This is a genomic window from Frankia sp. Hr75.2, assembly GCF_949319125.1.
GTDB classification, from domain to species: domain Bacteria; phylum Actinomycetota; class Actinomycetes; order Frankiales; family Frankiaceae; genus Parafrankia; species Parafrankia soli.
On record NZ_CASGGV010000305.1, the window covers coordinates 16054 to 39343 of the forward strand.

The 23290-nt window shown below is 73.4% G+C and carries 21 protein-coding genes; 14 read left to right on the forward strand and 7 right to left on the reverse strand.

Translation table 11 applies throughout. From position 1 onward, the window contains the following. Window positions 1-13: 13 nt before the first annotated feature. Window positions 14-2356 (reverse strand): Hsp70 family protein, encoded by a 2343-nt coding sequence (locus AC559T_RS25455; RefSeq protein ID WP_112104773.1) that lies wholly within the window; start codon window positions 2354-2356, stop codon window positions 14-16. Window positions 2357-2891: 535 nt separating this feature from the next. Here AC559T_RS25455 and AC559T_RS25460 point away from each other — a divergent pair. Continuing rightward, entirely contained in the window at window positions 2892-3140 is a 249-nt protein-coding gene (locus AC559T_RS25460) for a hypothetical protein (RefSeq protein ID WP_207912529.1), read from the forward strand. A gap of 55 nt (window positions 3141-3195) precedes the next feature. Next, complete coding sequence (locus AC559T_RS25465; protein WP_071065954.1) at window positions 3196-3444, forward strand: DUF6158 family protein; 249 nt, start codon at window positions 3196-3198, stop codon at window positions 3442-3444. A 30-nt stretch (window positions 3445-3474) separates the two neighbouring features. Here AC559T_RS25465 and AC559T_RS25470 read toward each other — a convergent pair whose 3' ends face one another. The 4 genes from AC559T_RS25470 to AC559T_RS25485 form a co-directional block, all read right to left on the reverse strand. Then, the gene (locus tag AC559T_RS25470) at window positions 3475-4104 is read right to left on the reverse strand and encodes a phosphoribosyltransferase (RefSeq protein WP_368954860.1); all 630 of its coding nucleotides are present in this window, start codon (window positions 4102-4104) and stop codon (window positions 3475-3477) included. A gap of 135 nt (window positions 4105-4239) precedes the next feature. Further along, on the reverse strand, window positions 4240-4767 hold the full coding sequence (locus AC559T_RS25475) for a DoxX family protein (RefSeq protein WP_020463893.1): 528 nt from the start codon (window positions 4765-4767) through the stop codon (window positions 4240-4242). A gap of 239 nt (window positions 4768-5006) precedes the next feature. Continuing rightward, window positions 5007-6503, reverse strand: coding sequence for a CapA family protein (locus AC559T_RS25480; protein ID WP_498870326.1), 1497 nt, complete (start codon window positions 6501-6503; stop codon window positions 5007-5009). A 129-nt stretch (window positions 6504-6632) separates the two neighbouring features. Then, window positions 6633-7178 carry a MarR family winged helix-turn-helix transcriptional regulator gene (locus tag AC559T_RS25485; protein ID WP_018500376.1) on the reverse strand — a complete coding sequence of 182 codons (546 nt, stop codon included), beginning with the start codon at window positions 7176-7178 and terminating at the stop codon, window positions 6633-6635. Window positions 7179-8102: 924 nt separating this feature from the next. Between AC559T_RS25485 and AC559T_RS25490 the strand changes: the two genes are divergently transcribed. The 5 genes from AC559T_RS25490 to AC559T_RS25510 all read left to right on the forward strand — a co-directional run bounded on the left by AC559T_RS25490 (window position 8103) and on the right by AC559T_RS25510 (window position 11416). Then, window positions 8103-8948, forward strand: a complete 846-nt coding sequence (locus tag AC559T_RS25490) for a nucleotidyltransferase family protein (protein ID WP_338045502.1) — start codon at window positions 8103-8105, stop codon at window positions 8946-8948. Further along, the gene (locus AC559T_RS25495; protein ID WP_498870327.1) at window positions 8945-9694 is read left to right on the forward strand and encodes a metallophosphoesterase family protein; all 750 of its coding nucleotides are present in this window, start codon (window positions 8945-8947) and stop codon (window positions 9692-9694) included. Before AC559T_RS25490 ends, AC559T_RS25495 begins: the two co-directional genes overlap by 4 nt. 86 nt (window positions 9695-9780) lie before the next feature. After that, window positions 9781-10206 (forward strand): DUF2795 domain-containing protein, encoded by a 426-nt coding sequence (locus AC559T_RS25500; protein WP_071065959.1) that lies wholly within the window; start codon window positions 9781-9783, stop codon window positions 10204-10206. A 474-nt stretch (window positions 10207-10680) separates the two neighbouring features. Next, a complete protein-coding gene (locus tag AC559T_RS25505) occupies window positions 10681-11004 on the forward strand; it encodes a hypothetical protein (protein ID WP_235013846.1) in 324 nt (107 codons plus the stop codon). Window positions 11005-11155: 151 nt separating this feature from the next. After that, the gene (locus AC559T_RS25510) at window positions 11156-11416 is read left to right on the forward strand and encodes a hypothetical protein (protein ID WP_347176838.1); all 261 of its coding nucleotides are present in this window, start codon (window positions 11156-11158) and stop codon (window positions 11414-11416) included. Between the two features lie 53 nt (window positions 11417-11469). Here AC559T_RS25510 and AC559T_RS25515 read toward each other — a convergent pair whose 3' ends face one another. Together AC559T_RS25515 and AC559T_RS25520 are read right to left on the reverse strand one after the other, a co-directional pair. After that, window positions 11470-11697, reverse strand: coding sequence for an FmdB family zinc ribbon protein (locus AC559T_RS25515; protein WP_083391270.1), 228 nt, complete (start codon window positions 11695-11697; stop codon window positions 11470-11472). A gap of 79 nt (window positions 11698-11776) precedes the next feature. Next, window positions 11777-12970, reverse strand: a complete 1194-nt coding sequence (locus AC559T_RS25520) for a thiolase family protein (RefSeq protein ID WP_498870328.1) — start codon at window positions 12968-12970, stop codon at window positions 11777-11779. A gap of 202 nt (window positions 12971-13172) precedes the next feature. On the opposite strand from AC559T_RS25520, the gene AC559T_RS25525 reads away from it, so the two are divergent. The 7 genes from AC559T_RS25525 (at window position 13173) to AC559T_RS25555 (ending at window position 23181) form a co-directional block, all read left to right on the forward strand. Continuing rightward, window positions 13173-14366, forward strand: a complete 1194-nt coding sequence (locus AC559T_RS25525) for an asparaginase (protein WP_498870329.1) — start codon at window positions 13173-13175, stop codon at window positions 14364-14366. A gap of 324 nt (window positions 14367-14690) precedes the next feature. After that, the gene (locus AC559T_RS25530) at window positions 14691-16091 is read left to right on the forward strand and encodes a CoA transferase (RefSeq protein WP_498870330.1); all 1401 of its coding nucleotides are present in this window, start codon (window positions 14691-14693) and stop codon (window positions 16089-16091) included. A 233-nt stretch (window positions 16092-16324) separates the two neighbouring features. Further along, window positions 16325-17497 carry a branched-chain amino acid ABC transporter substrate-binding protein gene (locus AC559T_RS25535; protein WP_498870331.1) on the forward strand — a complete coding sequence of 391 codons (1173 nt, stop codon included), beginning with the start codon at window positions 16325-16327 and terminating at the stop codon, window positions 17495-17497. Between the two features lie 169 nt (window positions 17498-17666). Then, window positions 17667-19412, forward strand: coding sequence for a class I adenylate-forming enzyme family protein (locus tag AC559T_RS25540; protein ID WP_498870332.1), 1746 nt, complete (start codon window positions 17667-17669; stop codon window positions 19410-19412). Between the two features lie 48 nt (window positions 19413-19460). Further along, on the forward strand, window positions 19461-20225 hold the full coding sequence (locus AC559T_RS25545; RefSeq protein WP_020463881.1) for an SDR family oxidoreductase: 765 nt from the start codon (window positions 19461-19463) through the stop codon (window positions 20223-20225). A 194-nt stretch (window positions 20226-20419) separates the two neighbouring features. Next, entirely contained in the window at window positions 20420-21091 is a 672-nt protein-coding gene (locus AC559T_RS25550; protein WP_071065968.1) for an esterase/lipase family protein, read from the forward strand. Window positions 21092-21303: 212 nt separating this feature from the next. Then, on the forward strand, window positions 21304-23181 hold the full coding sequence (locus tag AC559T_RS25555) for a RecQ family ATP-dependent DNA helicase (protein WP_498870333.1): 1878 nt from the start codon (window positions 21304-21306) through the stop codon (window positions 23179-23181). Window positions 23182-23290: the final 109 nt, after the last annotated feature.

Consider the following 23290-nt stretch of genomic DNA (forward strand, 5'->3'; position numbering starts at 1 on the left):
GTGCGCAGCCCGGTCAGCGCGCCGAGTCCGGCGTGTAGGTGATGTCCCACAGCCGGGCGGTCTTGTCCGTGCTGGTGGTGGCCAGCAGCAGGCCGTAGGGCGCGAACGCGCAGGCCATGACGGTGCTGCTGTGACCGGTCAGCGTCGCCACCGCCGTCCCGGTGGCGACGTCCCACAGTCGGGCGGTGTCGTCGGTGCTCGCCGTCGCCAGCAGGACGCCGTCCGGGGAGAACGCGCAGCTCTGCGCCGAGCCGGGCAGGGTGAGTGTGGTCGTCCCGGTCGGGGTGTCGGTGAGACGGGTGCCGTCGTTGCTGGTCGTGGCCAGCAGCAGGCCGTCGGGGGAGAACGAGCAGCCGTTCGCGAAGTTGGTGTGCCCGGCCAGGCTCGTGATCGTCTCGCCGATCGTGACGTCCCAGAGCAGGGTCGACTCGGCGCCCGCGGTGACGAGGAGCCGGCCGTCCGGGGAGAACGCGCACCCGTACACCGAGCCGCGGTGCCCGGTCAGCGTGGCGATGTTGGTTCCGGTCGAGACCCCCCACAGCTTGACCGTGCGGTCCGTGCTGACCGTCGCGAGCAGGCGGCCGTCCGGGGAGAACGCGCAGCCGTAGACGGGGCCTTTGTGGCCGGCCAGGGTGAGGGCCAGCCGCTCGGTCGCGATCTCCCAGATCCGCGCGGTCTTGTCGCTGCCGGTGGTCGCGAGCAGGTCGCCGTCCGGGGAGAACGCACAGCCGTGCACTGCGGAGATCTTGCGCCCGCTCAGCCGTCCGACGGTGCGGCCGGTGGTCGTGTCCCACAGCCGGGTGCCGTCCTTGCTGGTGGTGGCGAGCAGCCGGCCGTCGGGGGAGAACGCGGCGGAGGTGACGTCGCGTTCGTGCCCGGTCAGCGTCACCCGCGTCGTCACCTCGACGTTGCGGGACGGTCGGTTGCTGCGCTCGAATCCGCGCAGGTCGGCGGGCCGGGCCGAGCCGGCCGGCGCGGGGCCGGACGGCAGCGTCGTGGCCAGCCAGTCGACGTCGCGCACGGCCGAACCCGGCTCGGCGTGGGTCTCCACGAGGCTGCCCGGACCCTCGGCGGCCAGGTCGAACAGCGCGCCGTCGGTCAGCCGGACGCGGGCGAGCACCGCCCCGGCGTCGAAGCGGGCCCCGGGTTCGACCAGCCAGCGGACCATCGTGGCCCGCCCGCCGGGAATGTCCCAGCGGGCCGGGCGCACCACCGGGTCGGGCCGTGCGGCGACGGTGCGCCGGGTCGAGACCGTCGCCGCCCAGGAGGCCGCGCCGAGCACGACGGCCTGGTCCGGCTCCGGGGCGGTGAACACGTGCTGGTGCGGCCAGTCGGTGCCGACGCCGAGCCGGCCGGCGAGGATCTCGGTGACCACCGGCATCCGCGACGAGCCGCCGACCGGCAGCACGCCGTCGAGCTGCCCCGGGCTGATGCCGGTGCTCTCCAGCAGGTGCTGGCAGCAGGCCATCGTCCGCGCCAGGGTCGGGGAGGCGAGCTTGTCGAACCGGTCCCGTTCCAGGCTGACGAGCAGGCCGGCGGGGCTGAAGACGTCCTCGACGAAGGCGACATCCGTGAGCTGGTGCTTCACCGCGCGGGCGAAGTCGAGCAGCTCGTGGCGGGTCCGGCTGGCGGCGGTCTGGAACACCTCGCCGACGCCGGTCGGGTTGAGCAGCGGCTCGAGGCCCGGCCCGTAGTGGCCGAGGATCTCGTCGAAAAGCAGCTGGTCGAAGTCACGCCCGCCGCAGTCGTGCAGGCTGGCGTGCCCGAGCAGCTCGTGGCGGCCGTCCTCGCCGACCACCACCAGGGCCGCCTCGAACGTCCCGCCGCCGAGGTCGTAGACGAGGACGAGGTTGCCGGGCTGCGGGCCGGCGGGGCCCATCGGCGCCCAGGCTGCGGCGACTGGTTCGGCGAGCAGGTCGACGTCGACGAAGCCGGCCTCCTCGGCGGCCCGGATCATCGTCCGCCGCAGCGGCCCGGCCGGGTCGTAGCTGGCCGGCACGGTCACGACCGCCCGGCGCAGCGCCTCCCCGGCGAGCTGGACCTCGGCCTCGGCGCGCAGCGCCGCCAGCACCGCGGTGACCAGCGCGGCCGGCTGGTGGGCGCGGCCGTCCAGGGTGACGGCGGCGTTCCTGGTCAGGTCACGTTTGACCCCGCCGCGGTAGGCCGCGGGCCAGATCCGCTTGCGGCGCTCGGCGAGGGTGCCGACCACCAGCAGCTCGCCGTCGGCGAACACGGAGGCCGGCCAGCCGGCGGCGCCGCTCGCGGGTTCCCGGACCGTGGCCACCTTGCCGTCGACGACCAGCGCCGCGGACGCGCTGTAGGTGCCGTAGTCGATCGCGAGGATCGGCTCCACCACCGGCACCCTCCCCGTCGACGTCGCAGGCCTACGTAACCGGACAGAGGTGATCCCTCACCGCCGGTCGGGCGTCCGACCTGTTGATCAAGGTGAGTTGTCCGGAGATGGCCGAAGCATCCCGGGAATCGTAGCGACGGTCGCCCACGGGCCGCCGGGCGCGTCCCACCAGGGATGTCCGTGACCGCTGGGCGTGGCCGTCCGACGTCATGGCGCGACCGGTCGGGCCGGGGGGAAGCCGCGGTGGCCGACGGGTGGCTGACCGGTGGCCGACGGGTGGCCGCGCGATCACGGACCGGCAGCGCGGGGGTGTGCCCCGCGGTGACGCGGGTAGGCGACGAGAGAGATCACCAGACGCCGGCGCGCGGCGAGCGGGTCTGGGCCATGCGGAGACGAGGAGGTTCCGACCATGTGGACCAGGAGCATGGGGTTGATCAACAGGGTGGACGTCGGACCGGATGACGGCGGGGGCGTAGCCGCGGGCGGAGCCCAAGGTGGCGCCGCCGGAGCCGCCACGGGTGGTGCCGGGGGTGGTGTCGTGGCAGCGGGTCCGGGGTTGATCTGGCGCGCGGTGACGCCGCCCGGCCCGGGGCCCGACCCCGTCCCGCCCAGCCCGGTTCCCGATCCGGTGCCGCCCGGCCCGGGCCCGGACCCGGTGCCGCCGGGCCCGGGGCCCGATCCGGTGCCGCCCGGCCCCGACCCGGATCCCGTCCCGCCCAGCCCGCTGCCCGATCCCGTCCCACCGGTGCCGGGGCCGGACCTGTTGCCCGGTGGTGCCCCGGCGTGAGCGCGAAGCGCATCGGGGGAGTGGGAGAGGCGTCCGTACGGGGTAGTGGTCCTTCATGACCCACCGCCCCGAGGGAATTCCCGCGCCCGAACTCTCCGACTCCGACCTCGTCCGTGAAGTACGGCATCTGCACCTGACCAGGCACGACACGTTCCTGGCCGGGAGCGAGGACGCATTCGAGACCCACACCCAGCGGATGCTGGAACTGGAGCGCGAGTACCTGCGCCGGTTCCCCGACGCGGGCAGCCCGGACCCGCGGCGGACGCGGGCCGGCCGCCGCCGCGCCGCGGGCGTCGCGGGTTAGTACCGCGACCACCGCCGCGATCCGGAGGCGTCACGCGGGGGAGAGGAGCCCGCGGACCTCGTCGTCCGTGGTGGCGCCGAAGTCGCGGTAGTACGGGCCGACGGCCATGAAGCCGTCGGGGACGGCCAGGCAGACGAGGGCGTCGACCTCTGGCCGCAGGGTCTGCGCCCCCTGACCCGAGGCGACCGGTACGGCGGCGGTCACCCGCGCCGCGCCGGCCGAGCGCATCGCCCGCACGGCCGCGACCATGGTCGCGCCGGTCGCGAGGCCGTCGTCGACGACGATCACCTCGCGGCCGGCGACCGCGGGTGGCGGCCGGTCACCGCGGTACGCGTGCTCGCGGCGCGCGAGCTCGTGCCCCTCGCTGTCCGCGATGGCGTCGACGACGTCGGGGGCCAGCCCGAGCCGGAGCACCGCGGGCTCGTTCACGATGCGGATCCCGCCGCTCGCGATCGCCCCGATGGCGTACTCGGGCTGGCCGGGCGCGCCGAGCTTGCGCACGGTCAGCGCGTCCAGTTCGGCGCCGAGCCGGCTCGCGACCTCGGCGGCGACCGGCACGCCGCCCCGGGGCAGGCCCAGGACGAGTACGCCCGCGGCGGAGCCGGCGAGCCGGTCCGCCAGCAGCGCGCCGGCCTCGCGCCGGTCGGCGAACAGGTACACGGGGGTGGGCCTACCCCGCCGTGCCCGCGATGACCCGGGTGGTGCGATCCGTCGTCCGGTCCGTGGCGCGGCCCGCTCGGCGGCCGCGGCTCGGGTGGGCGCAGGTCAGGCGGTCGCGGGTCAGGCGGTCGCGGGTCAGGACGCCGGCGTCGTGGATGCCGGCTTGTTCGGGCGCCACGAGGTCACAAGGAGGCCAGCCGAGCCGCCGACTCCCAGCACGAGGGCGATGATCGCGCCCACCCAGCCGTTGAGGTCGTCGTCGATCCCGATCGCGTGGTCGAGCGAGGCCTTGCCCGGGCCGAGGATGGCGATTCCCAGGCACAGGACCGCGATCATGAGCACGTACTCGTAGCCCTGGCCCGGCTTGAAGATGAAGAAGCCGTTCTTGCGGTGCGCGGTGATCCCGGCGACCACCATCGTCCCCATGATCGCACCGGCGCTGAACGAGTTCAGGAAGCCGAAGGCGAGCCCGAAGCCGGCCGCGATCTCCACCAGGCCGGACGTCCAGGCATGCACGATGCCGGGCCGCAGGCCCATGCTCGAGAACCAGCCCGCGGTGCCCTGGATCCCGCCGGGCCCGAAGACGTGGTTGTAGCCGTGGGCGACCAGCGTGAGGCCGACGATGATTCTGAATATGAGCGCCGCGGTGTCGGGCGAGGTCACGGGTACTGCCTCCCAGGAGGGGACCGGCCGGTCCGGACCGGTTCGGACCATCGGGTGTAGGTGATCGGTTGTGGGTGCCCGGCTTCGGGTGCCTGTGGAACCGGCGCCGTCGTGGGTCGGGTGGACGATGAGATCAGACGGTAGCGGTACTGCGGTCCAGATTCGACAGCTTGGAGGCCAAAGTAACTGCTCACTCCGATGTCGGGCCGGATGCGGAGGAAGTCGATCGGCACCGGGCGTCAGGCACCGGCCCCGGGCTGGCGCGGCACCCGTTCCGGACGGACCCCGTCGACCTGTCCCAGCGAGGTCAGCGCGGCCACGGTGCGCAGCCAGGACACCGTCAGTTCGGCCCGTGCCGCCTCGGACGTGCCCGGGTCGTCGAGGGCGTCCGCTACCGGGCGGACGACGCCGTCCGGCCCCGTCCAGGTCGGGCTGTAGGTGAGACCGACGACCACCCAGCCGAGCGCCGTGCGCCGTACCCGGGCGTGCAGGAGCGCGCCGTCCCGCTCCCGGTCCCGCCCGGCGGCGTCCACGCCCGGTTCGGCGCCTGCTTCCCTGCCAGGGCCGCCGCCGGGGACGCCACCGGCACCGCCGCTGGGGCCGCCCGCTGCCGGGACGGTGATCGAGCCCGTCCCGTAGGCGACGTACTTGCCGTCGACGCGTTCGACCGGCCGCACCGTGCCGGTGCCGGTGCCCACGACCAGGTCAACGAGTGGGGAGTGGAGCAGCTCGCGCGCGGTCATCCGCTGCCGCTGCGTCGGCGCCGTTTCCGTCGGCGCGCTCCGCGCGGATTCGGCCTGGTCGGGGGCCCAGGACAGCGCGACCACGACGAGGTCGGCGCCGGCCTGGCGGGCGCGGGCGGCGTCCCGCAGGATCCGCGCCGGGTCCAGCTCGTTGACCGTCCAGCCGGGCGGGTCCGCTCCGGGTGAGCCGGGAGCGGGGTCGGTGCCGGCGTCCTCGGTGTAGGACAGCAGCGAGATCTGCGCGCCGCGCACGGGCAGCAGCGACAGGGTGGCGGCGTCCAGCGGCTCGCGGGCCGTGCCGCTGTGGTCGATCGCCGCGCCATCGAGGGCGTCCAGCAGGCCGCGCACCCCGGCACCGCCCAGCCGGGCCGCCCGGCCGGACGCGGTGGCGCACGCGCCGAAGCCCACCCGCCGCAGGGCCTCGGCGATGACCTCCGGGTGGGCGGTGGGAGCCGGCCCGCGGCAGATCGCGAGGTCGGCGGAGGACAACAGGCTGCCGAGCGGTGCCAGCGCCGCGCGGGCGCTGGACGGGCCGAGGACCAGGTCGCCGCTGAAGGTCAGGGTGAGCTCGGTCGTGTCCCCGGCATCGGACGGGCTGCCGGCCCGCGGTGGCCACACCGGCCCCGGCCGCTGACCGGCCGCAGCGCCCCAGGGGGGCTGTTCCGCCTCTTCCGCCGTGGCGCCCCGCGCGGGTGGTCCCCCGGCGCTGCCCGCGGGCGGCGGGCCACCGGCCCGGCCAGCGCCGAGGGTCAGGACGTGCCGGGTCAGGACATCGGAGAAGAGCCCGAGGCCCAGCGCCGCCATCGCCAGAACGCAGACCGCCGCCACCAGGAGCCGCGCCTGCGGCGGGTCGTGCCGCGCCGGCGGCGGGTCGTTGTGACCCGCCGCCGGCGGTGACTCGTGGCGTTCCGCGGCTCCCGCCGGCCCGGAACGGCCCGCCGGGCGAGGCGGGCCGCGGCGCGGGCCGCGTGCGGAGCGTCTGCGGGACATCATTCCCATCGCCTGGGCCTGATCGGAGGGGTGGACCCCTCTCAACCTAGGTGATGGGTGTTGGCCTCACTACTTTTAGTAGCTGGATCCGGTGCTGATCGGATCTTGTCGGTGGTGAGGCCGATCCTGCCGTCAGACGGCGGCGTTCCCCTCGGCCGCCGAGATCGCCGGCACGGACTCGACGATCCGCGTCAGCATGGAGAGCAGGGCGGTGCGTTCGTCCGCCGAGAGCGGGGAGAGCAGGAGGTCGTTCATCCGCTCCACCCGCCCAGCGACGTGGCTGTGCGTCGATTCGCCGCGCTGCGTGAGCCGCAGTACGTTGCGGCGGCCGTCACGGGGATCGCGCACGCGGCGGATCAGCCCCCGCTGCACCAGTCGCGCGACCACGTCGGCGACGGTGGAGCGGTCCAGCGACGCCCGTTCGCCCAGCGTGCGCTGGTCGATGTCGGGGTCGGCGAGCAGGCTGTTGAGAACCACGAACTGTGGCGGGGTTGTCTCGGTGGACACAGTGGCGGTCCACAGTTGATATGTGACCTGCTGCAGACGGCGGGCAAGCTGTCCGGGGTGTGTCGACAGGTCTGCTACGGGCCGCGCGCGGCCGGGGTCGGTCTCCTCGGCCGGCCGTCTCGGTCCCGGGTATCGCTGGTTCACGGCGTCCTCACCGGTTTCGATGGTCACATGCTCGGTTCGTGCGGGCGGGGTCAGGGCTTCGTTCCATTCCGGGCTGGAGGGCGGGGACGTTCGAGCGCGCGACGGCAGGGCTTCGCGTTGGTCATCATCTCGCATCTCTACGCCCGTTGCCGGCAAGCCGGAGGAATCGAGCCAGGACGACCCCCCGGAACGGGTAACTCATCCGGCATGCGTCAAAACATCACTACTCGCCGAAAGATATCCGCCGACCGGTCATCGGTCGCCGCGCCGCGTGTCTCTCGTGGTGTCCGTGGGGTCTCACCGCCCGCGTCGACCGCGCCGTCACACGGGCCGAGCTATGCCGGATGGACAGTTTCCACTGGCCCGACAGTGTCATCGCCGACAGCTCGGCGTAGCCCGTCAGGGCCGTTGCCGAAGCGCGGGACCAGCGGCTTCAAAGCACGCTCCGGCGCAGCACGGCGGCGTGTGGCGACTGCGGGAGTGCATATGTCCGCGGGACCTATGTCGGGAAATGTCGTCGGCGGCTACCGGATGGTGCGTACACTCCTCGCTCTGAGGGATGCGTACGTCACGCCCGTCCCGCGCGGGAACAACAAGGCGCACTTCTTCGTCTCGGCCGTGAACAACGGCCCGGACGCGGGCTCCGGAGTGCCTTCCGACCGGCGTTCCGCGGAAGCGGTAGGCGGTGGAACGGCGTCGGCCGTGTGCAGTTGCCGCCGCCGGAAGACCGTGTGCGTACGTGTCGTGAACACGACATGGGGCCGGCTCTGTCACTGAGGTGCTGCCGCGCTGTTGTGTCCGAATTGGCGGTGATGCGCCCGCGCGCCGCCCGATGCGGGGGGTCCCGGCACCGGATGCGGCCTTCGGGGAGTCAGGACGATCGGCGCGGGTACCCCGATGGTCATGGATGATGCGCCCCGCGGTCTGCGGGAAAGTCTCAAACGTGTCGCCGTGACGCTGAAAGAGGCGGAGATCCCCTTCGCGCTCGGCGGCAGCTACGCGTGCTGGGCCCGCGGCGGGCCGGAGCCCGTGCACGACGTGGACTTCATGCTCCGCGAGGCGGACGTCCCGCGTGCCGTGGAGGTTCTCTGCGCCGGTGGGCTGCGCCCGGTGGACCCGCCCGAGGACTGGCTGACCAAGGTCTTCGACGGCGACGTCCTGGTCGACCTGATCCATCACCCGGTCGGGCGGGCGGTCACCGACGAGATGCTGGCCCGCTCGAGCGAGATGTCCGTCGACTCGGTCCGGATGCCCGTCCTCGACGCCACCGACTGGTTCGAGATGACCCTGCTCGCCCTCGACGAGCGGTACTGCGACCTCGGTCGCGTGATCCCCATGATCCGCGCGATGCGCGAGCAGGTCGACTGGGAGCAGGTTCGCCGGGCCACCGCCGAGTCGCCGTTCGCCGAGGCCGCGCTGCTGGTCGCCACCCGGCTGAAGCTGATCCCACCGCACGTCGTCACCCCGCCGCGCGCCGCACGCGCCGTGGATGCCGTGGACGGGGTGGGTGCCGTGGGCGCCGCCGCGCCGGTCGCCGTCCTGGACGTCACCGAGCCGGCGGAGTACCTGGCCGGTGACCTGCACGAGCGCCTGGCGGAGGATCCGCGGGTCGCCGAGCTCGGCCTGGACGTCGCCGTCGGCCCGGAGGGGATCACCGTGCGCGGGGAGGTGGCCACCGAGGCCCGCCGCCGCGCGGTCGACGCGGTGCTGGCCGACGCCGTGCCCGGCCGGCCCGTCCGCAACGACGTCGTCGTGTCGAAGCGCGATTCACCATCGACGATGGAGAGTGTGTCGTGATCCGGATCGCCGCGGTCGGGGACATCCACCTGGGCACCGACTCGCGTGGGTCCTTCGCGCCCTGTCTGGCCGGGATCGGCGACCTGGCCGACGTCCTCCTCGTCGCCGGTGACCTGACCCAGCACGGACGGGTGTCCGAGGCCGAGGTCGCCGCGGGCGAGCTCGCGACGTCGGAGATCCCGGTGATCGCCGTCCTCGGCAACCACGACCACCACAGCGATCAGGCCGACGAGGTGGCCGCCGTACTGGGGCAGGCCGGTGTCGAGGTGCTCGAGGGCTCCGTGGCGCTGGTTCGGGCCGGCGGGTGCCGCCTCGGCGTCGCCGGGGTCAAGGGCTTCGGTGGAGGCTTCGCGGGCGCCAGCGGCAGCGACTTCGGGGAGCCGCAGATGAAGGCGTTCGTCCGGCACACCAAGGAGGTGAGCGCGGGTCTGCGAGCCGCCCTGGAGGGCCTGGAGTGCGACGTGCGGGTAGCTCTCACTCATTACGCGCCCGTCCCCGACACCCTCGCGGGCGAGCGGCCGGAGATCTTCCCCTTCCTCGGCAGCTACCACCTGGCGGAGGCGGTGGACGCCGGCGGCGCCCAGCTGGCACTGCACGGGCACGCCCACGGGGGGACGGAGAAGGGACGGACGGCCGGTGGTGTCCCGGTGCGCAACGTGGCCCGTCCGGTGATCGGGAAGGCGTTCGCGCTGTACGAGGTGAGCGCCCGGCTCGACCCGGCCGCGGCGGTTCCGGCCTCCGTCTAGGCACCTTCCCTCGCGTTTCGGGTACTAGGGGCCTGAGGGCTTCACGAGGAACGCGACGAAGGCATCACGAGGAAAGAGGACGCCGCATGTCGATGGATCGTGGCAGCGCCAAGCACGGGCCCAAGCGCGACGAGCTGATGGCCCACGAGGTCGCGGGCATCGTCCGCGCGCGCAGGGACACCCGAGCAGAGGAATGGAGGTCACCGGAACCGCCTGGCGAGGACGCCCCCGCGCTCGCCTCCCGCCCGGACAGCGCCGGCGTCCTCGGCAGTGCTCCGCCCGGGATGACGACGGTGGACGTCGAGGAACGTTCGGAGCTGGCCCGCTGGCTCGGGCGTGCGGTCTTCCCCGCCGAGCGGAACGAGGTGATGGACCACCTGCGCCACCAGCACGCGCCGGACCGGGTGGTCGACGAGGTCCGCGCGGCGCCCGAGGGGGTCCAGTTCACCTCGCTGGGCCAGCTCTGGCGCGCGTTGCGCGACGACGCACACGTCGAGTCGCACCGGTACTGAGCCCGCGCCGGACGGGGCACGCGGGCGAGCCGCGGGTGCGGGGCGCTGGTGCCGTAAACCGGGAACCGGGGTGAGGAACGTCGCGGGTGAGGGGGCACATCGGTGGGCGAGGCAGGCATGACGCTCCGGAGCACGGGCACAGACGCTGGCATGGATGGTCCTGTCCTGGAACGACGCTCCCGCCAGCGGCGCCGGCCCTTCGGCGGCCCGCAGGTACCCAGCCCGATCGGCGTGCGCCCCGACCCCGTCGACGCGGAGGGCGCGCGTGCGCCCGCACCGGCCCGTCAGGCTCCGGCTCGCCCCGCTTCGGCTGGTGGGGCACCGGTCCGTCAGGCACCGGCCCGACAAGCTTCGGCTCGCCCGGTCACGGCTAGCCCGGTCACGGCTGGCGCGGCTTCGGCTCGCCGGGTTTCGGGTCGCCCGGCTCCGGCCCGGTCCGCGGCCGCGCGGCGCGGGAACGGGGTGTCCGGGTGGGTGGGCGCGCATCCGGTCGCCTTCGGGCTTGTCGGCGCGGGTGTTCTGCTCGTCGCCTCGGCACTGGTCGGCGCGCTGGACCTGTTCGCGGTGGGGGCCGTCTTCGGATTCTGGACGCTGATCGCCGCGACGGGGCTGGTGCTCGGCCGTCCAGGCGTCGACTGGCGGGTCCCGACCGAGGAGATCCGGGCCGGTGCCCGCCGCGCCGCCGCCGTCGGCCGACGGGAGGCCGCCCGGGCAGCCCGCGGGCTGGCACGGACGGGCGGTACGACAGCCCGCCGCGTCCAGCGCCGGGCACGGCGCGACCGGCCGGCCGGCGACTAGTGGGCCGCTGGCGGCTGGTCGGCGACCAGCCGCCAGTGGCTGGCCATGGCCCACTCACCGGCGGGGCTGTTAATTACTTTCCGTAGTTGGGATGGCGCGCAAACCGTCATGCCAAGGCGTGCCGGACCGCAGAGGTGGGTAGGGGACAGCCATGGCTGGGACCTTGGGCGGTGTGTGCGGGCCGGGATCCTCCGACCTGCTGGCAACATTGGCGGACGGCCTCGACGAGCGGGAGCGCGACGAGACCCTGCAGATCATCACCAGGCGGCTCAACGCGGAGCGCGCGGCCGCCGTCGGTGGTCAACGCGACCGCCAGGTGGATGTCGGCACCCGTAGCCGAGCCGCACGCACGCGCCGCAGCCTGCAGCCCGCCGCCCGCACGACCCGCCCGCGCGACGACGCTCATCCTTAACCGGGGCCTGGCTCGTCTGCCGGGCCCCGATCCTGCTTGCGGTGGTGTGGCTGTCAGCCGCAGCAGCCGCCGCCGCAGCATGCGCCTCCGCCTCCGGTGGCCGGCGCCGTGGCCATCGCGGGCGCGGATGCGCCGCGGCTCACCGCGACCGCGGAGAAGACCCGTGAAGTCTCGGCGTGGCCGGCCGGGCAGGGCGCCGGTGCGGTCGTGTCACTGTTCATTCCGCGGCGGACCTCGAAGGACGCGTCGCAGACACGGCATCGGTACTCGTATGCGGGCACCGGCCAAGGATAGGCCGGCGATCGGCCGCGGCGCCGGCCGATCGCCCACCCGGAGCGTGCACCTGTCCGGGGTGCCTGATCAGAGGCGCTCGATGATGGTCGCGTTCGCGAGGCCGCCCGCCTCGCACATCGTCTGCAGCCCGAACCGGCCGCCGGTCTGGTGCAGCGCGTGCACGAGGGTCGTCATGATCCGGGCGCCGCTGGCGCCGAGCGGGTGGCCGAGCGCGATCGCGCCGCCCCGGGCGTTGACCTTCTCCGCCGGTGCGCCGATCTCGGCGCGCCAGTCCAGCACGACCGCGGCGAAGGCCTCGTTCACCTCGAACAGGTCGATGTCGTCCAGGCTCAGGCCCGAGCGCTCCAGCACCCGGCGGGTGGCGGGGATGACGCCGCGCAGCATCAGGAACGGGTCGTCGCCGACGACGGCGAAGCTGTGCAGCCGGGCGAGCGGGCGCAGCCCCAGTTCGCGGGCCCGCTCCGAGGTGGTGATCAGCAGCGCGGCGGAGCCGTCGCTGATCTGCGAGGCGTTGCCGGCCGTCACGTTCCAGCCGATCTCCGGGAAACGCGCGGCGGTGGCCTCGTCGTAGAAGGCCGGGCGCAGACCCGAGAGGGCCTGCGTGCTCGATGCCGGGCGGATGCCCTCGTCGGCGGAGAACTCGACGACCGACCCGTCCGGCCCGGTGACCTTCACCGGCGCGATCTCCGGGGTGAACAGGCCGTCCCGGGCCGCGGCGGCGGCGCGCTGGTGGCTGGCGAGGGCGAACTCGTCCATCTCGGCACGGCCGAGGCCCCGCCGCGCGCCGATCAGCTCGGCGCTGATGCCCTGCGAGATCAGCCCGTCCGGGTAGCGGGCGTTGATCCGGGTGCCGTGGCTGTCTCCGGGGAGCGTCGCGGAGCCCATCGGGACCCGCCCCATCGACTCGACACCGCAGGCCAGAACCATGTCGTAGGCGCCGGCGATGACGCCCTGCGCGGCGAAGTGGACGGCCTGCTGGGACGAGCCGCACTGGCGGTCGACGGTGGTCCCGGGCACCGACTCGGGCAGTCCGGCGGCCAGGGTCGCCCAGCGGGCGATGTTCGCGGCCTGCTCCCCGCTCTGGGTCACGCAGCCGGCGATGACGTCGTCGATCAGCGCCGGATCGACGCCGGACCGCTCGACGGCCGCGGAGATGCTGTGCGCCAGCAGGTCGATGGGGTGGACGGGGGCGAGGCTGCCGCTGGCGCGTCCCCGCCCGATCGGGGACCGCACCGCTTCGACGACGACGGCGTCACGCATCGGAGGCTCCTTCTCCAGGAGTGAGTTCGAAAACCAAACTCACTGGTGTTCCCAGTGTGCGCGTAGTTAGTTGGAAAAGGCAACTGATGGAGCTGTGACCACCGGCCGGGTGGATCGCTCGGGTGCGGGTCCCGGGCGGCGGCGGGGAGCGCGCATACCCTGATGTGCATGACGGATTCGCGATCATGAACGATTTCGGATCATGAGCGAGTCCGGGGGAGGCGTGGCCCCGCCGGTGGTCGCGTGGATCGACCGCGACACCGACACCGACCGCGACACCGCCACCGGGATGACCGCGGTTCTGGTCGAGAGCCGGATCAGGGGGACCGTCGTCGGGCTGGACCCGGCCGGCGCGGTGGTGCTGTCGGTCGGCGACCCGACCGCGGTGATCTCCCCGCGGTCCACGGTGAAGCCGATGCAGGCCGTCGGGATGCTGCTCGCCGGGCTCGACGCGGCGTTCGGCTCCGGTGCCGGCGCCGCTTCCCGCCCTGCCGCCGTTTCCGGTGCGGGCGATCCCGCCTCCGGCGTCGGCGATCCCGACTGCGGCGATCCCGACTGCGGGGCCGCCTCAGAGTGGGGCGGCGGAATCCCGTCCGAGCTGCTGGCGATCGTGTCCTCCTCGCACAGCGGTGAGCCCGAGCAGCTGGCGGCCGTGCGGGCCGTGCTCGCGGCGGCCGGGCGCGGCGAGGACGCCCTGGCCTGCCCCGCCGACCTCCCCATCGGGCGGCTCGCCCACGAGCGGCACCTGGCTGCCGGCGGCGGGCCCGAACGGCTGTTGATGAACTGCTCCGGCAAGCACGCCGGGATGATCGCCACCTGCGTCGCGGCCGGGTGGCCGGTGGCCGGCTACACCGACCCGGCGCATCCGCTGCAGCGCCGGATCCGGGCCGTGATCGAGGAGCTCACCGGTGCCACGATCACGGCCACCGCGGTGGACGGCTGCGGTGCTCCGCTGTTCGGTATCCCGCTGCTCGGCCTCGCCCGCGGGATGCGCGAGATCGCGCTCGCCGCCGCCGGCCCGCGCTCGCCTCGGCAGCGCGTCGCGGCGGCGATGCGGGCCTTCCCGGCCCTCATCGGCGGTCCGGGGCGACCGGACACGGAGCTGATGCTCGCCGCCCCGTGGATCATCGCGAAGGACGGCGCCGAGGGGGTCACCGTCGCGGCGACGGCGGCGGGGTACGCGGTGGCGGTCAAGATCGAGGACGGCTCCCAGCGCGCGGCTATGCCGGTCCTGGTCACCGCGCTGCGCCGCATCGGCGCGCTCGACCCCACCCCGGGCCCGGGCGCCGCCGTGGGCCTGGACGCCGGCAGGCTCGACGCCCTGGCCGCTCCCGCGGTGCTCGGTGGCGGGGTGCCGGTCGGTCGGCTGCGCCCGTTCCTGCCGTCCGCCTCCTGAGGCGTTCGGCCGTCCGGCTTGCCGGCCCGGTCCCGTCGGGGCCCGGCCGTGGTGGTTCAGTGAATGCCGGTGAGCGCGGGCCGGTGAGCGGGTTCCGGGCTTCCGGTCGCGGTGCCCGTCCGGTGTCCGGGGGTTGGTGGGCGCTTGGTCGGGTGGTTCGACGTGCCTGAAAGCGGTGTCGCGTGCACGTGATGGCGTGGGTGTGCAATGCTGTCCGTCACATAAGCCTCACTCTGGGACATGGTCTGGGGGCGGGAGTAGCCCGGACGGTTCGTCCGGTGACACATCAGGCGACACGCGTGATCCGCTTTACAGGATGGGGATATGTCCGACAACTCGATGATCGCCGCCCAGGTCGCGACGCTCGTCGACGAACCGGGAGTCACCGAACGCCTGACCGTGACCGGCCCCCCGGACGTCCTGCCGAGCCTTTACCGGGTGACAACCATTGCGACGGCCAGCGTCGCCGCCGCGTCCGTCGGTGCGGGCCGGTTACTGGCCGCGCGCAACGGGAGCCCGTCCCAGCCGGCGGTCACCGTTGACACCCGGCACGCCAGCGCGGCCTTCCGTAGCGAGCGGTACCTGCGGCTCGACGGACGTCCGCTGCCCAACCCCTGGGACCCGATCTCGGGCTACTACCGGACGGCCGACGACCGGTGGATCCAGCTGCACTGCAACTTCCCGCATCATCGCAACGGCATTCTGGAACTGCTCGACTCGCCGAACGACCGGGCGGCGGTCGGGCGGTCGGTGGCCCGTTTCGAGGCCGAGTCCCTCGAGCTCGAGCTCCAGGCGATGGGGATGTGCGCCACGATGGCGCGCGACGAGGACGAGTGGCGGGCGCACCGGCAGGCCAAGGCCGTCGCCGAGCTGCCCGTGCTGGAGACCGAGCGGATCGGGGACGCCCCCGCGCTGCGGCCCGAGCCGGCGGACCTGCCGGCCGAGGGCATCCGCGTGGTGGACATGACGCGGGTCATCGCCGGCCCGGTCTGCGGGCGGACGCTGGCCGCCCACGGCGCCGAGGTGTTGCGGGTCGGCGCCGCGCATCTGCCGGAGGTCCGGTCGGCGCTGATGGACACCGGGTTCGGCAAGCGCAACACCTTTCTGAACCTGCGCGTCGCCGCGGACGCCCGCCGACTGCAGGAGCTCGTCTCGACGGCGGACGTCGTGCTCCAGGCGTACCGCCCGCGCGCCCTGGACAGGCTGGGCTTCGGTCCGGACGCGCTGGCGCGCCTGCGCCCGGGGATCGTCGTCGCGACGATCAGCGCCTACGGCCGGAGCGGGCCGTGGAGCGGCCTGCGGGGCTTTGACAGCCTGGTCCAGACGGCGTCGGGCATCTCGTGGGCGGAGGCCGAGGCCAGTGGGGAGGAGGAGCCCCGTCCGCTGCCCGCCCAGGCTCTCGACCACGCGACCGGGTATCTGGCGGCGCACGGCGTGCTGTCGGCGCTGGCCCGGCGCGCGGTGGAGGGCGGCAGCTGGCAGGTGCGGGTCTCGCTGGCCCAGACCGGCCGGTGGTTGCAGAGCCTCGGCCACCATGACACCCTCGCAGCCCCGGACCCGACCCGGGCCGACGCGGAGGAGTTCTGCCGGCGCCTGCGCAGCGAGTTCGGGGAGCTCTCCTACGTGGCCCCACCGGGAACGGTCGACGGCCGGGCACCGGCCTGGACGATGGCGCCCGCCTCGCTGGGCACCAGCCCTCCCGGCTGGGAGCCCCGCCCGGCCTGACCGCCCGGCCTGACCGCCCGGCCCGGGCGTGGGGCCCGGGCGTGCGGCCCGATCGGGCCGTTCGTGCCATGTAGCAGGTCGACGTCGCGTAGGACTGGGTCTGCGACATCTCGGCGGCGGGTGGGACGGGCTCCGTGGACTCCGGGCCGCAGCCGGACCTCCCCCTCGGCTCGCCGTCGAGAATCAGGTGCCGGACTGCCCGCGGGCGGCGGTGAAACCGGAGGAGAGACAGCATGATCAGGCGACCGGCCCTGGGTGCGATCGTCGCCGCCGCCATGACGGTGATGATCGTCGCGGCCTGCAGCGGTGACGGTGTCTCCTCGTCCGGTGACCGCCGCCGGACAGTCACCATCGGGTTCCAGGGCGTGCTGTCGGGCGACGACGAGCAGCTGGGCGTCAACGCCCTCTACGGGGTGCGCACGGCGATCGAGGAGATCAACGCGGACGCCAGCCTGCCGTTCCGGGTCGAGCTCGTCTCCTCCGACGACGGCGGGTCACCCGAGCGGGCGCCGGCCGCCGCGCGCAGGCTCATCGACGACTCCGATGCGGTGGCCGTCATCGGCCCGATGCTCTCGGACGCGACGGAGGCCAGCGAGCCGTTCTACAGCGAGGCCGGCCTGCTCTCGGTCAGCCCGTCCGCCACCGCCCCGGCGCTCACCGACCTCGGCTTCACCACCTTCTACCGGGTCGTCGCCCCCGACTCCGTGCAGGGCCGGGCCGCGGCCGACTACATCTCCACCGTCCTCGACGCGGGGAAGGTGTACTCGGTCGACGACCGCAGCGAGTACGGCATCGGCCTGTCCACCGCGCTGGAGGCGGAGCTGTTCTCCGACGGCGTCGACGTCGTCCACGGCGGCGTCGACCCGGCCCGGGACTACACCCGCGAGGCAGCGAAGATCATCGCCGAGGCGCCGGACGTACTCTTCTACTCCGGTCAGTACGCCGACTTCGCGCTGCTCAACAAGGCGCTCGAGGACGGTGGCTTCACGGGCACCGTCATGGGCGGGGACGCGACCCGCGACCCGGACTTCGTCACGCGGACGGGCGCGGCTGCCGCCGAGGGCGCCTACTTCTCGTGCGCCTGCAGCGACGTCGACACCGACCCGGCGGCGAAGGAGTTCGTGGCCTCCTACAAGGACGTCAACGGCGGGGCGTTGCCCGGGACCTACTCGGGGGAGGCCTACGACGCCACCTGGGCCGTCGTCGACGTCCTGAAGCGGCTCGGGAACAACATCGGCCGGGAGTCCGTCGCGCGGGCCTTCCGCACCGTCAGCTGGGACGGCCTCACCAGGAAGATCGAGTTCGAGGAGAACGGCGAGCTCAAGCGCTCGACCGTCTACCTGTACAAGGTGCAGGACGGCGAGATCACGGACCTCGGACGGATCTCGGACCTGATCGGCTCCTGACACTCGCCCGTCGGCGGTGCTCGTGTTTCGGTGCGTGGTCTCGTCTGGCCTAGTCGCTGTTGGCGAGGGACGATGTGCTCTCCGTGTCGCGTCCCGCGGAGAGAGGGCAGGCCGCCGAATGACCGTGTCAGCCGGATGACGGTGTCCACCGAATGATCGTTCCTACCGAATGATCGCGTCCACGCCCACGGCGGTGCCCTCGGGCACGAGCCTCGGCCGGCTGGCCGAGCTGTCCATCGAGCGGACCGGCGGCACCGGTCCACTGATCTTCGAGGAGCAGCGCTGGACGGCCGCGCAGCTCGCGGCCCGGGCCCGGCGCCTGGCCGGCGGGCTGCGCGCGGCCGGGCTCGCGCCGGGGGACAGGGTCGCGGTCTGCATGGCGAACTGTCCCGAGGTCGGCATCACCTACCAGGCGGCCTGGTGGGCCGGCGCGGCCGTCACGCCGGTGCTGTTCCTGCTCGGGGAGACGGACCTGCGTCACGTGCTGGCCGACAGCGCCGCCTCGTTCGTCGTGACCACCCCGGACTTCCTGGACAAGGTCCGCGCGGCGGCCCGGGGCCTGCCCGCGCTGCGTGCCGTCGTGCTGGCCGAGCAGGCCGAACCCGCGCCCGCCGACCGCGCCGGGCCACCGGTGCTGCTGTTCGCCGAGCTGGAGTCCCCGGCCGAGTCCGACCTGGTGGACGTCGACCCGTCCGGTATGGCCGCGCTGCTCTACACCGGGGGGACGACGGGGCGCGCCCGGGGCGTGGTGCTCTCCCATGACAACGTCTCGGCGGCCGCGTGGGCGGTGCACTCGATGCGGCTGGGCGAGGGCCTGCCCGGCCTGCTGCCCCTGCCGATGTCGCATGTCTACGGGATGACCGTGAGCGTCATGGCCACCTACGCCGAGACGCCGGCGACGGCTGTCCTGATGCGCTGGTTCGAGCCCGTCCGGTTCCTGGAGCTGGTGGTGGAGCACCAGGTGGCGCAGACGGCGATCGTCCCCGCCATGGCCCGGATGATCCTGGACCAGGATCTCGACGGCTACGACCTGTCGGCGCTGCGCCAGGTGGTCTCCGGGAGCTCGGCGCTGCCGCGCGAGGTGGCCGACGAATGGGCGCGCCGGCTGCCCGGGGTCGAGCTCGTGGAGGGCTACGGCTGCACCGAGGCGTCGGCGATCGTCACGGTGATGCCACCGGGGCGGACCCGGCTGGGCAGCGTCGGCCGCCCGGCACCCGGCGTCGAGCTCCGGATCGAGGCCCTGAACGCCACCGACGGCGACCATGATGGCCCGCCCGGGGGAGCGGGTGGTTCGCCGGTCGGGGAGATCTGCGTGCGCGGACCGGGCGTCATGCTGGGCTACTGGCGTGATCCCGCGGCGACCGCGCAGGCGGTCCGCGCCGGATGGCTGCACACCGGCGACGTCGGCCACCTTGACCGGGACGGCTTCCTGTACCTCGTCGACCGGATGAAGGATCTGATCATCCGCGGCGGGTTCAACATCTACCCGCGGGACGTCGAGGACGCGCTGCGGGAGCACCCGGACGTCGCCGAGGTGGCCGTGGTGGGCCGCCCCGACCGCCGGCTCGGCGAGGAGATCGTCGCGTTCGTCCAGCTCGGCCCGGGCGCGGACGTCTCGGCGGAGGCACTTGTCCGGTTCGGGCGGGAGCGGCTCGGGCCGCTACGGTACCCGCGTGAGGTGCGGATCGTCCCGGCGATCCCGCTCACCAGCATGCTCAAGACAGACCGGGCAGCCCTGCGGACGATGCTCACGCCGTCAATTCCGCCGGCTCCGTCACCGGCTGCATCTCCGGCGGCTCCGCTGGAGCCGTCAGCGCACGGCTCGTCACCCTCGTCGCCCCTGTCGCCAGGGGATTCCGACTCCGTCGCGTGGCACGGCGGGCCTGTTGGACCAGCGCCGCGAGTTTCGTCGTAGGGTGAGGTTGGCTGAACCTTCCACTAACGTAAGGGTTGTTCGTCTCCCATGGTGCGGTTGCCGCTCAACGGAGTTTTCTCGCCCCCGGGTCGCCTGACGGGCCGGGCGGCCGTGGTGACCGGTGCCTCCAGCGGCATCGGTCACGCGATCGCGCTCGACCTCGCCGCCGCCGGGGCATCCGTCCTGGCCACGGGGCGGGACGGCGCGGCATTGTCCCAACTCGCGCGCACGGCCGCCGCCGGCCGGGTCGACCTGCGCGTCTTCGCCACCGAGATCACCGACGCCGACGGCCGGGAGCGGCTCGTCGAGACGGCCCGGGCGGAGCTCGGGGAGATCTCCGTGCTGGTCCACTCGGCCGGGGTCTACCACAGTGGTCCGATGACGATGGCGAGTCTCGCCGACCTTGACGATCAGTACGCGGTCAACCTGCGGGCCCCGTATGCGCTGACCCAGCTGCTGCTACCCGATCTCACTCGCACGCTGGGCGACATCATCTTCGTCAACTCCACCCAGGGCCTGTCGGCGAGCCCGGAGGTCGGCCAGTACGCCGCGACGAAGCACGCGCTGCGCGCGATCGCGGACAGCCTGCGCGGCGAGCTGGGGCCGAAGGGGCCGCGGGTCTGCACCATCCTGCCTGGTCGGACGGCCACCGCGATGCAACGGAAGATCTTCGAGACGGAGGGTCGGGACTGGGATCCCGAGGCCCTCATGCAGCCCGAGGACGTCGCGGCGATGGTGCTCTCGGTCGTGGAGCTGCCGCGTCGCGTCGAGGTGACCGACATCGTGATGCGACCGGCCCAAAAGGTCTCCTGATTCGGCGAGAGCATATTGTTCTCCGGGTTCGGTGCGAATTACGCGGGAATTCCACGAGGATTTCCGCGGCGGTGCCGCCTCAACGGCTGGTTGGCCGTGACGGCAACCGTTGGTGAACGTCCCACGGATTCAAAGGGAGCTCCCCGCGGGGGTGCGAGGCTTGCTGCGCTGACCCCGCAACGACAGGAGTTCCCATGTCCAGAGCGGCCAGGATCCTTGGCGCTCTCGCGGTCGCCGCCGCAGCTTTGCTGGGCACGTCGACCGCCGCCTCCGCGGCGACACATGAACCCGTTATCTTCGTCTACGGATTCAACGGATCGACATCCACCTGGACCGACATGGTCGCCGACTTCCAGGCCAACGGCTGGTCCTCGTCCGACCTGGTCGTGTTCACCTACGATTCGCACCAGTCGAACGTGACGACCGCGAACCAGCTGGCCGCCACAATCTCCTCCGTGCGCAGCGCGACCGGCGCGGCCAAGGTGGACCTCGTCACCCACTCCATGGGCGCGCTGTCCTCGCGCTATTACCTCAAGAACCTCGGCGGGACGTCCGTCGTCGACGACTTCGTGTCGCTGGGTGGCCCGAACCACGGGACCAGCACCGCGACCCTGTGCGGATGGCTCTACACGGCCTGCTCGGAGATGAGTCCTGGCTCGTCCTTCCTGAACACCCTGAACTCCGGTGACGAGACGCCGGGCGCGGTCAACTACCGTACGTGGTGGTCGTCCTGCGACGACGTCATCAATCCGGATTCCAGCGTCGCCCTCTCGGGTGCCACGAACACCGCCGCCGGCTGCCTCGGCCATTCCGAGCTGCACGACGACAACACCGTGGCCAGTCAGGTCAGAGCCTTCATCGGCTGAGCCAGGCTGAGCCGGGCTGAGCCGCCGAGCGGGCGGCTCACGAGCGATCCTGGTCCGGTGTGTGCGAACGTCCCGGGAACGGGTACGCCGAGCGCACCATGAATGGTCACGATCCGGCACGCACCCGGTTGGCGGGCTGGTTGCGCCGTCTGCCGCTGCAACGCCGTAACCGCGATAGCCCCGCCCCGCCTCCCACGCCACCGCCTCCTCCCATGCCTGAGGAGGCGGTGGTGGCGGACACCGCCCGCCCCGATCCGCCGCGGGACGACGAGAAACACCACGAACACCACGAGGAACACGAGGAACACGCAGAGCTGGACGATCTGCTGCGGGCGGTGGCCCGGAAGGGCTTCGGGTTCGCCGAGCTGCGCCCCGGCCAGCTCGAGGCGATGCGGGCCGTCACCGCCGGCCGGGACACGCTGTGCGTCCTGCCGACCGGGGGTGGCAAGTCGGCCGTTTACCAGATTCCGGCCCTGCTCATCGCGGGGCCGACCGTGGTCGTCTCGCCGCTCATCGCGCTGCAGCGTGACCAGGTGCGCGGGCTCACCGAACGCCTGGGCGGCCTGCTGGACGCGGTGCCCGCCGGCCCCGGGACCGCCGCCAGACCCGACGCCGGCCAGTCCGGTGCCGGTCAGCCTGACGCTGACGCGCCCGCGGTGGCGGCGAACTCGCAGAGCGGGCGCGGCGCGGCGCTCGCGGCGATCGACGCCGTCCGCCACGGCCGGGCCGAGTTCCTGTTCCTTGCTCCTGAGCAGCTCGCCCGCGACGACGTCCGGGAGGCGCTTCGCGAGGCGCGGCCCTCCCTGTTCGTCGTGGACGAGGCACACTGCATCTCCAGCTGGGGCCACGACTTCCGCCCCGACTACGCCCGCCTGGGCCAGGTGATCGACGACCTCGGCCATCCGGTGGTCGTCGCGCTGACGGCCACCGCGTCGCCGCCGGTGCGCCGGGAGATAGCCGAGCGCCTGCGGCTCGAGGATCCGGCGGAGATCGTCCGCGGCTTCGACCGCCCGGAGATCACCCTGAGTGTCGAGTCGTTCGTCGACGACGACGAGAAGAAGGCCCGGCTGGTCGAGCGGATCGCCGCCGAGACCAAGCCCGGCCTGGTCTACACGGCGACCCGGCGTGGCGCCGAGGATCTCGCCGCCGAGCTCGCGGACCTCGGGCTCACCGCGAGCGCGTACCACGCCGGGCTACGCGCGGCGCGCCGCCGTGAGGTCGAGGAGGACTTCATGGCCGACCGGTGCGACGTCGTCGTGGCGACGACCGCGTTCGGCATGGGCATCGACAAGCCCAACGTCAGGTTCGTGATCCACGCCGAGGTGGCCGACTCGATCGACTCCTACTACCAGGAGATCGGGCGCGCCGGCCGCGACGGCCAGCCGGCGGTCGCGGTCCTGTTCTACCGGCCCGAGGACCTGGGCCTGCGTCGCTTCTTCGCCTCGTCACGCCCGGACGAGACCGCCCTGCGCCGCGTCGCCGTGCTGCTCGGCCACGCCGAGGAACCGGTGAGCGCGCGCGCCCTGGCCGACGCCGCCGGGGTCGGCGACACCGCGCTGACCCGCATGGTGGACCTGCTCGAACGGGCCGACGCGGTCACCGTCCACGACGACGGCCGCATCGAGCGCAGTGCCGGTGCGCCGGAGCCCGAGCAGGCCGCGCGCCGTGCCGTCGAACTGGCCGCGGCACGGGTCGAGTTCGAGCGGTCGCGGGTCGACATGATGCGCGGGTACGCGGAGACCCGCGACTGCCGGCGGCGTTACCTGCTCGCCTACTTCGGCGACACGTCCCCCGCGGCCTGCGGGAACTGTGACGTGTGCCGGTCCCGTCTGCCCGGACAGCGGGTGCCGGGCGGCGAGGGCGGGGCCGCGGCCGCCGCCGGTTCCCCGGCGCCGGTGGGCGACAACGAGGCCACGGCGGAGGTCTCGCCGTTTCCGGCCGGGCTGGCCGTCCGCCATGTGCGGTGGGGGCCCGGCCAGGTGATGAAGGAGGACGGCGACCGCATCACCGTCCTGTTCGACGAGGTCGGATACCGCACGCTGTCGGTGGCGGCGGTGACCGAGCGGGGCCTGCTGGTCGTCGCCGACTAGCCCCGCTGTAACGTCACCGCCGGCCCGCGCTGGCCGGTCGTTTCGTCAGCGACCGCGGTGCCCCGCACCGTCGAGGTCAGGCGCGGCCAGTCCGTCCCCGCACGTCGCC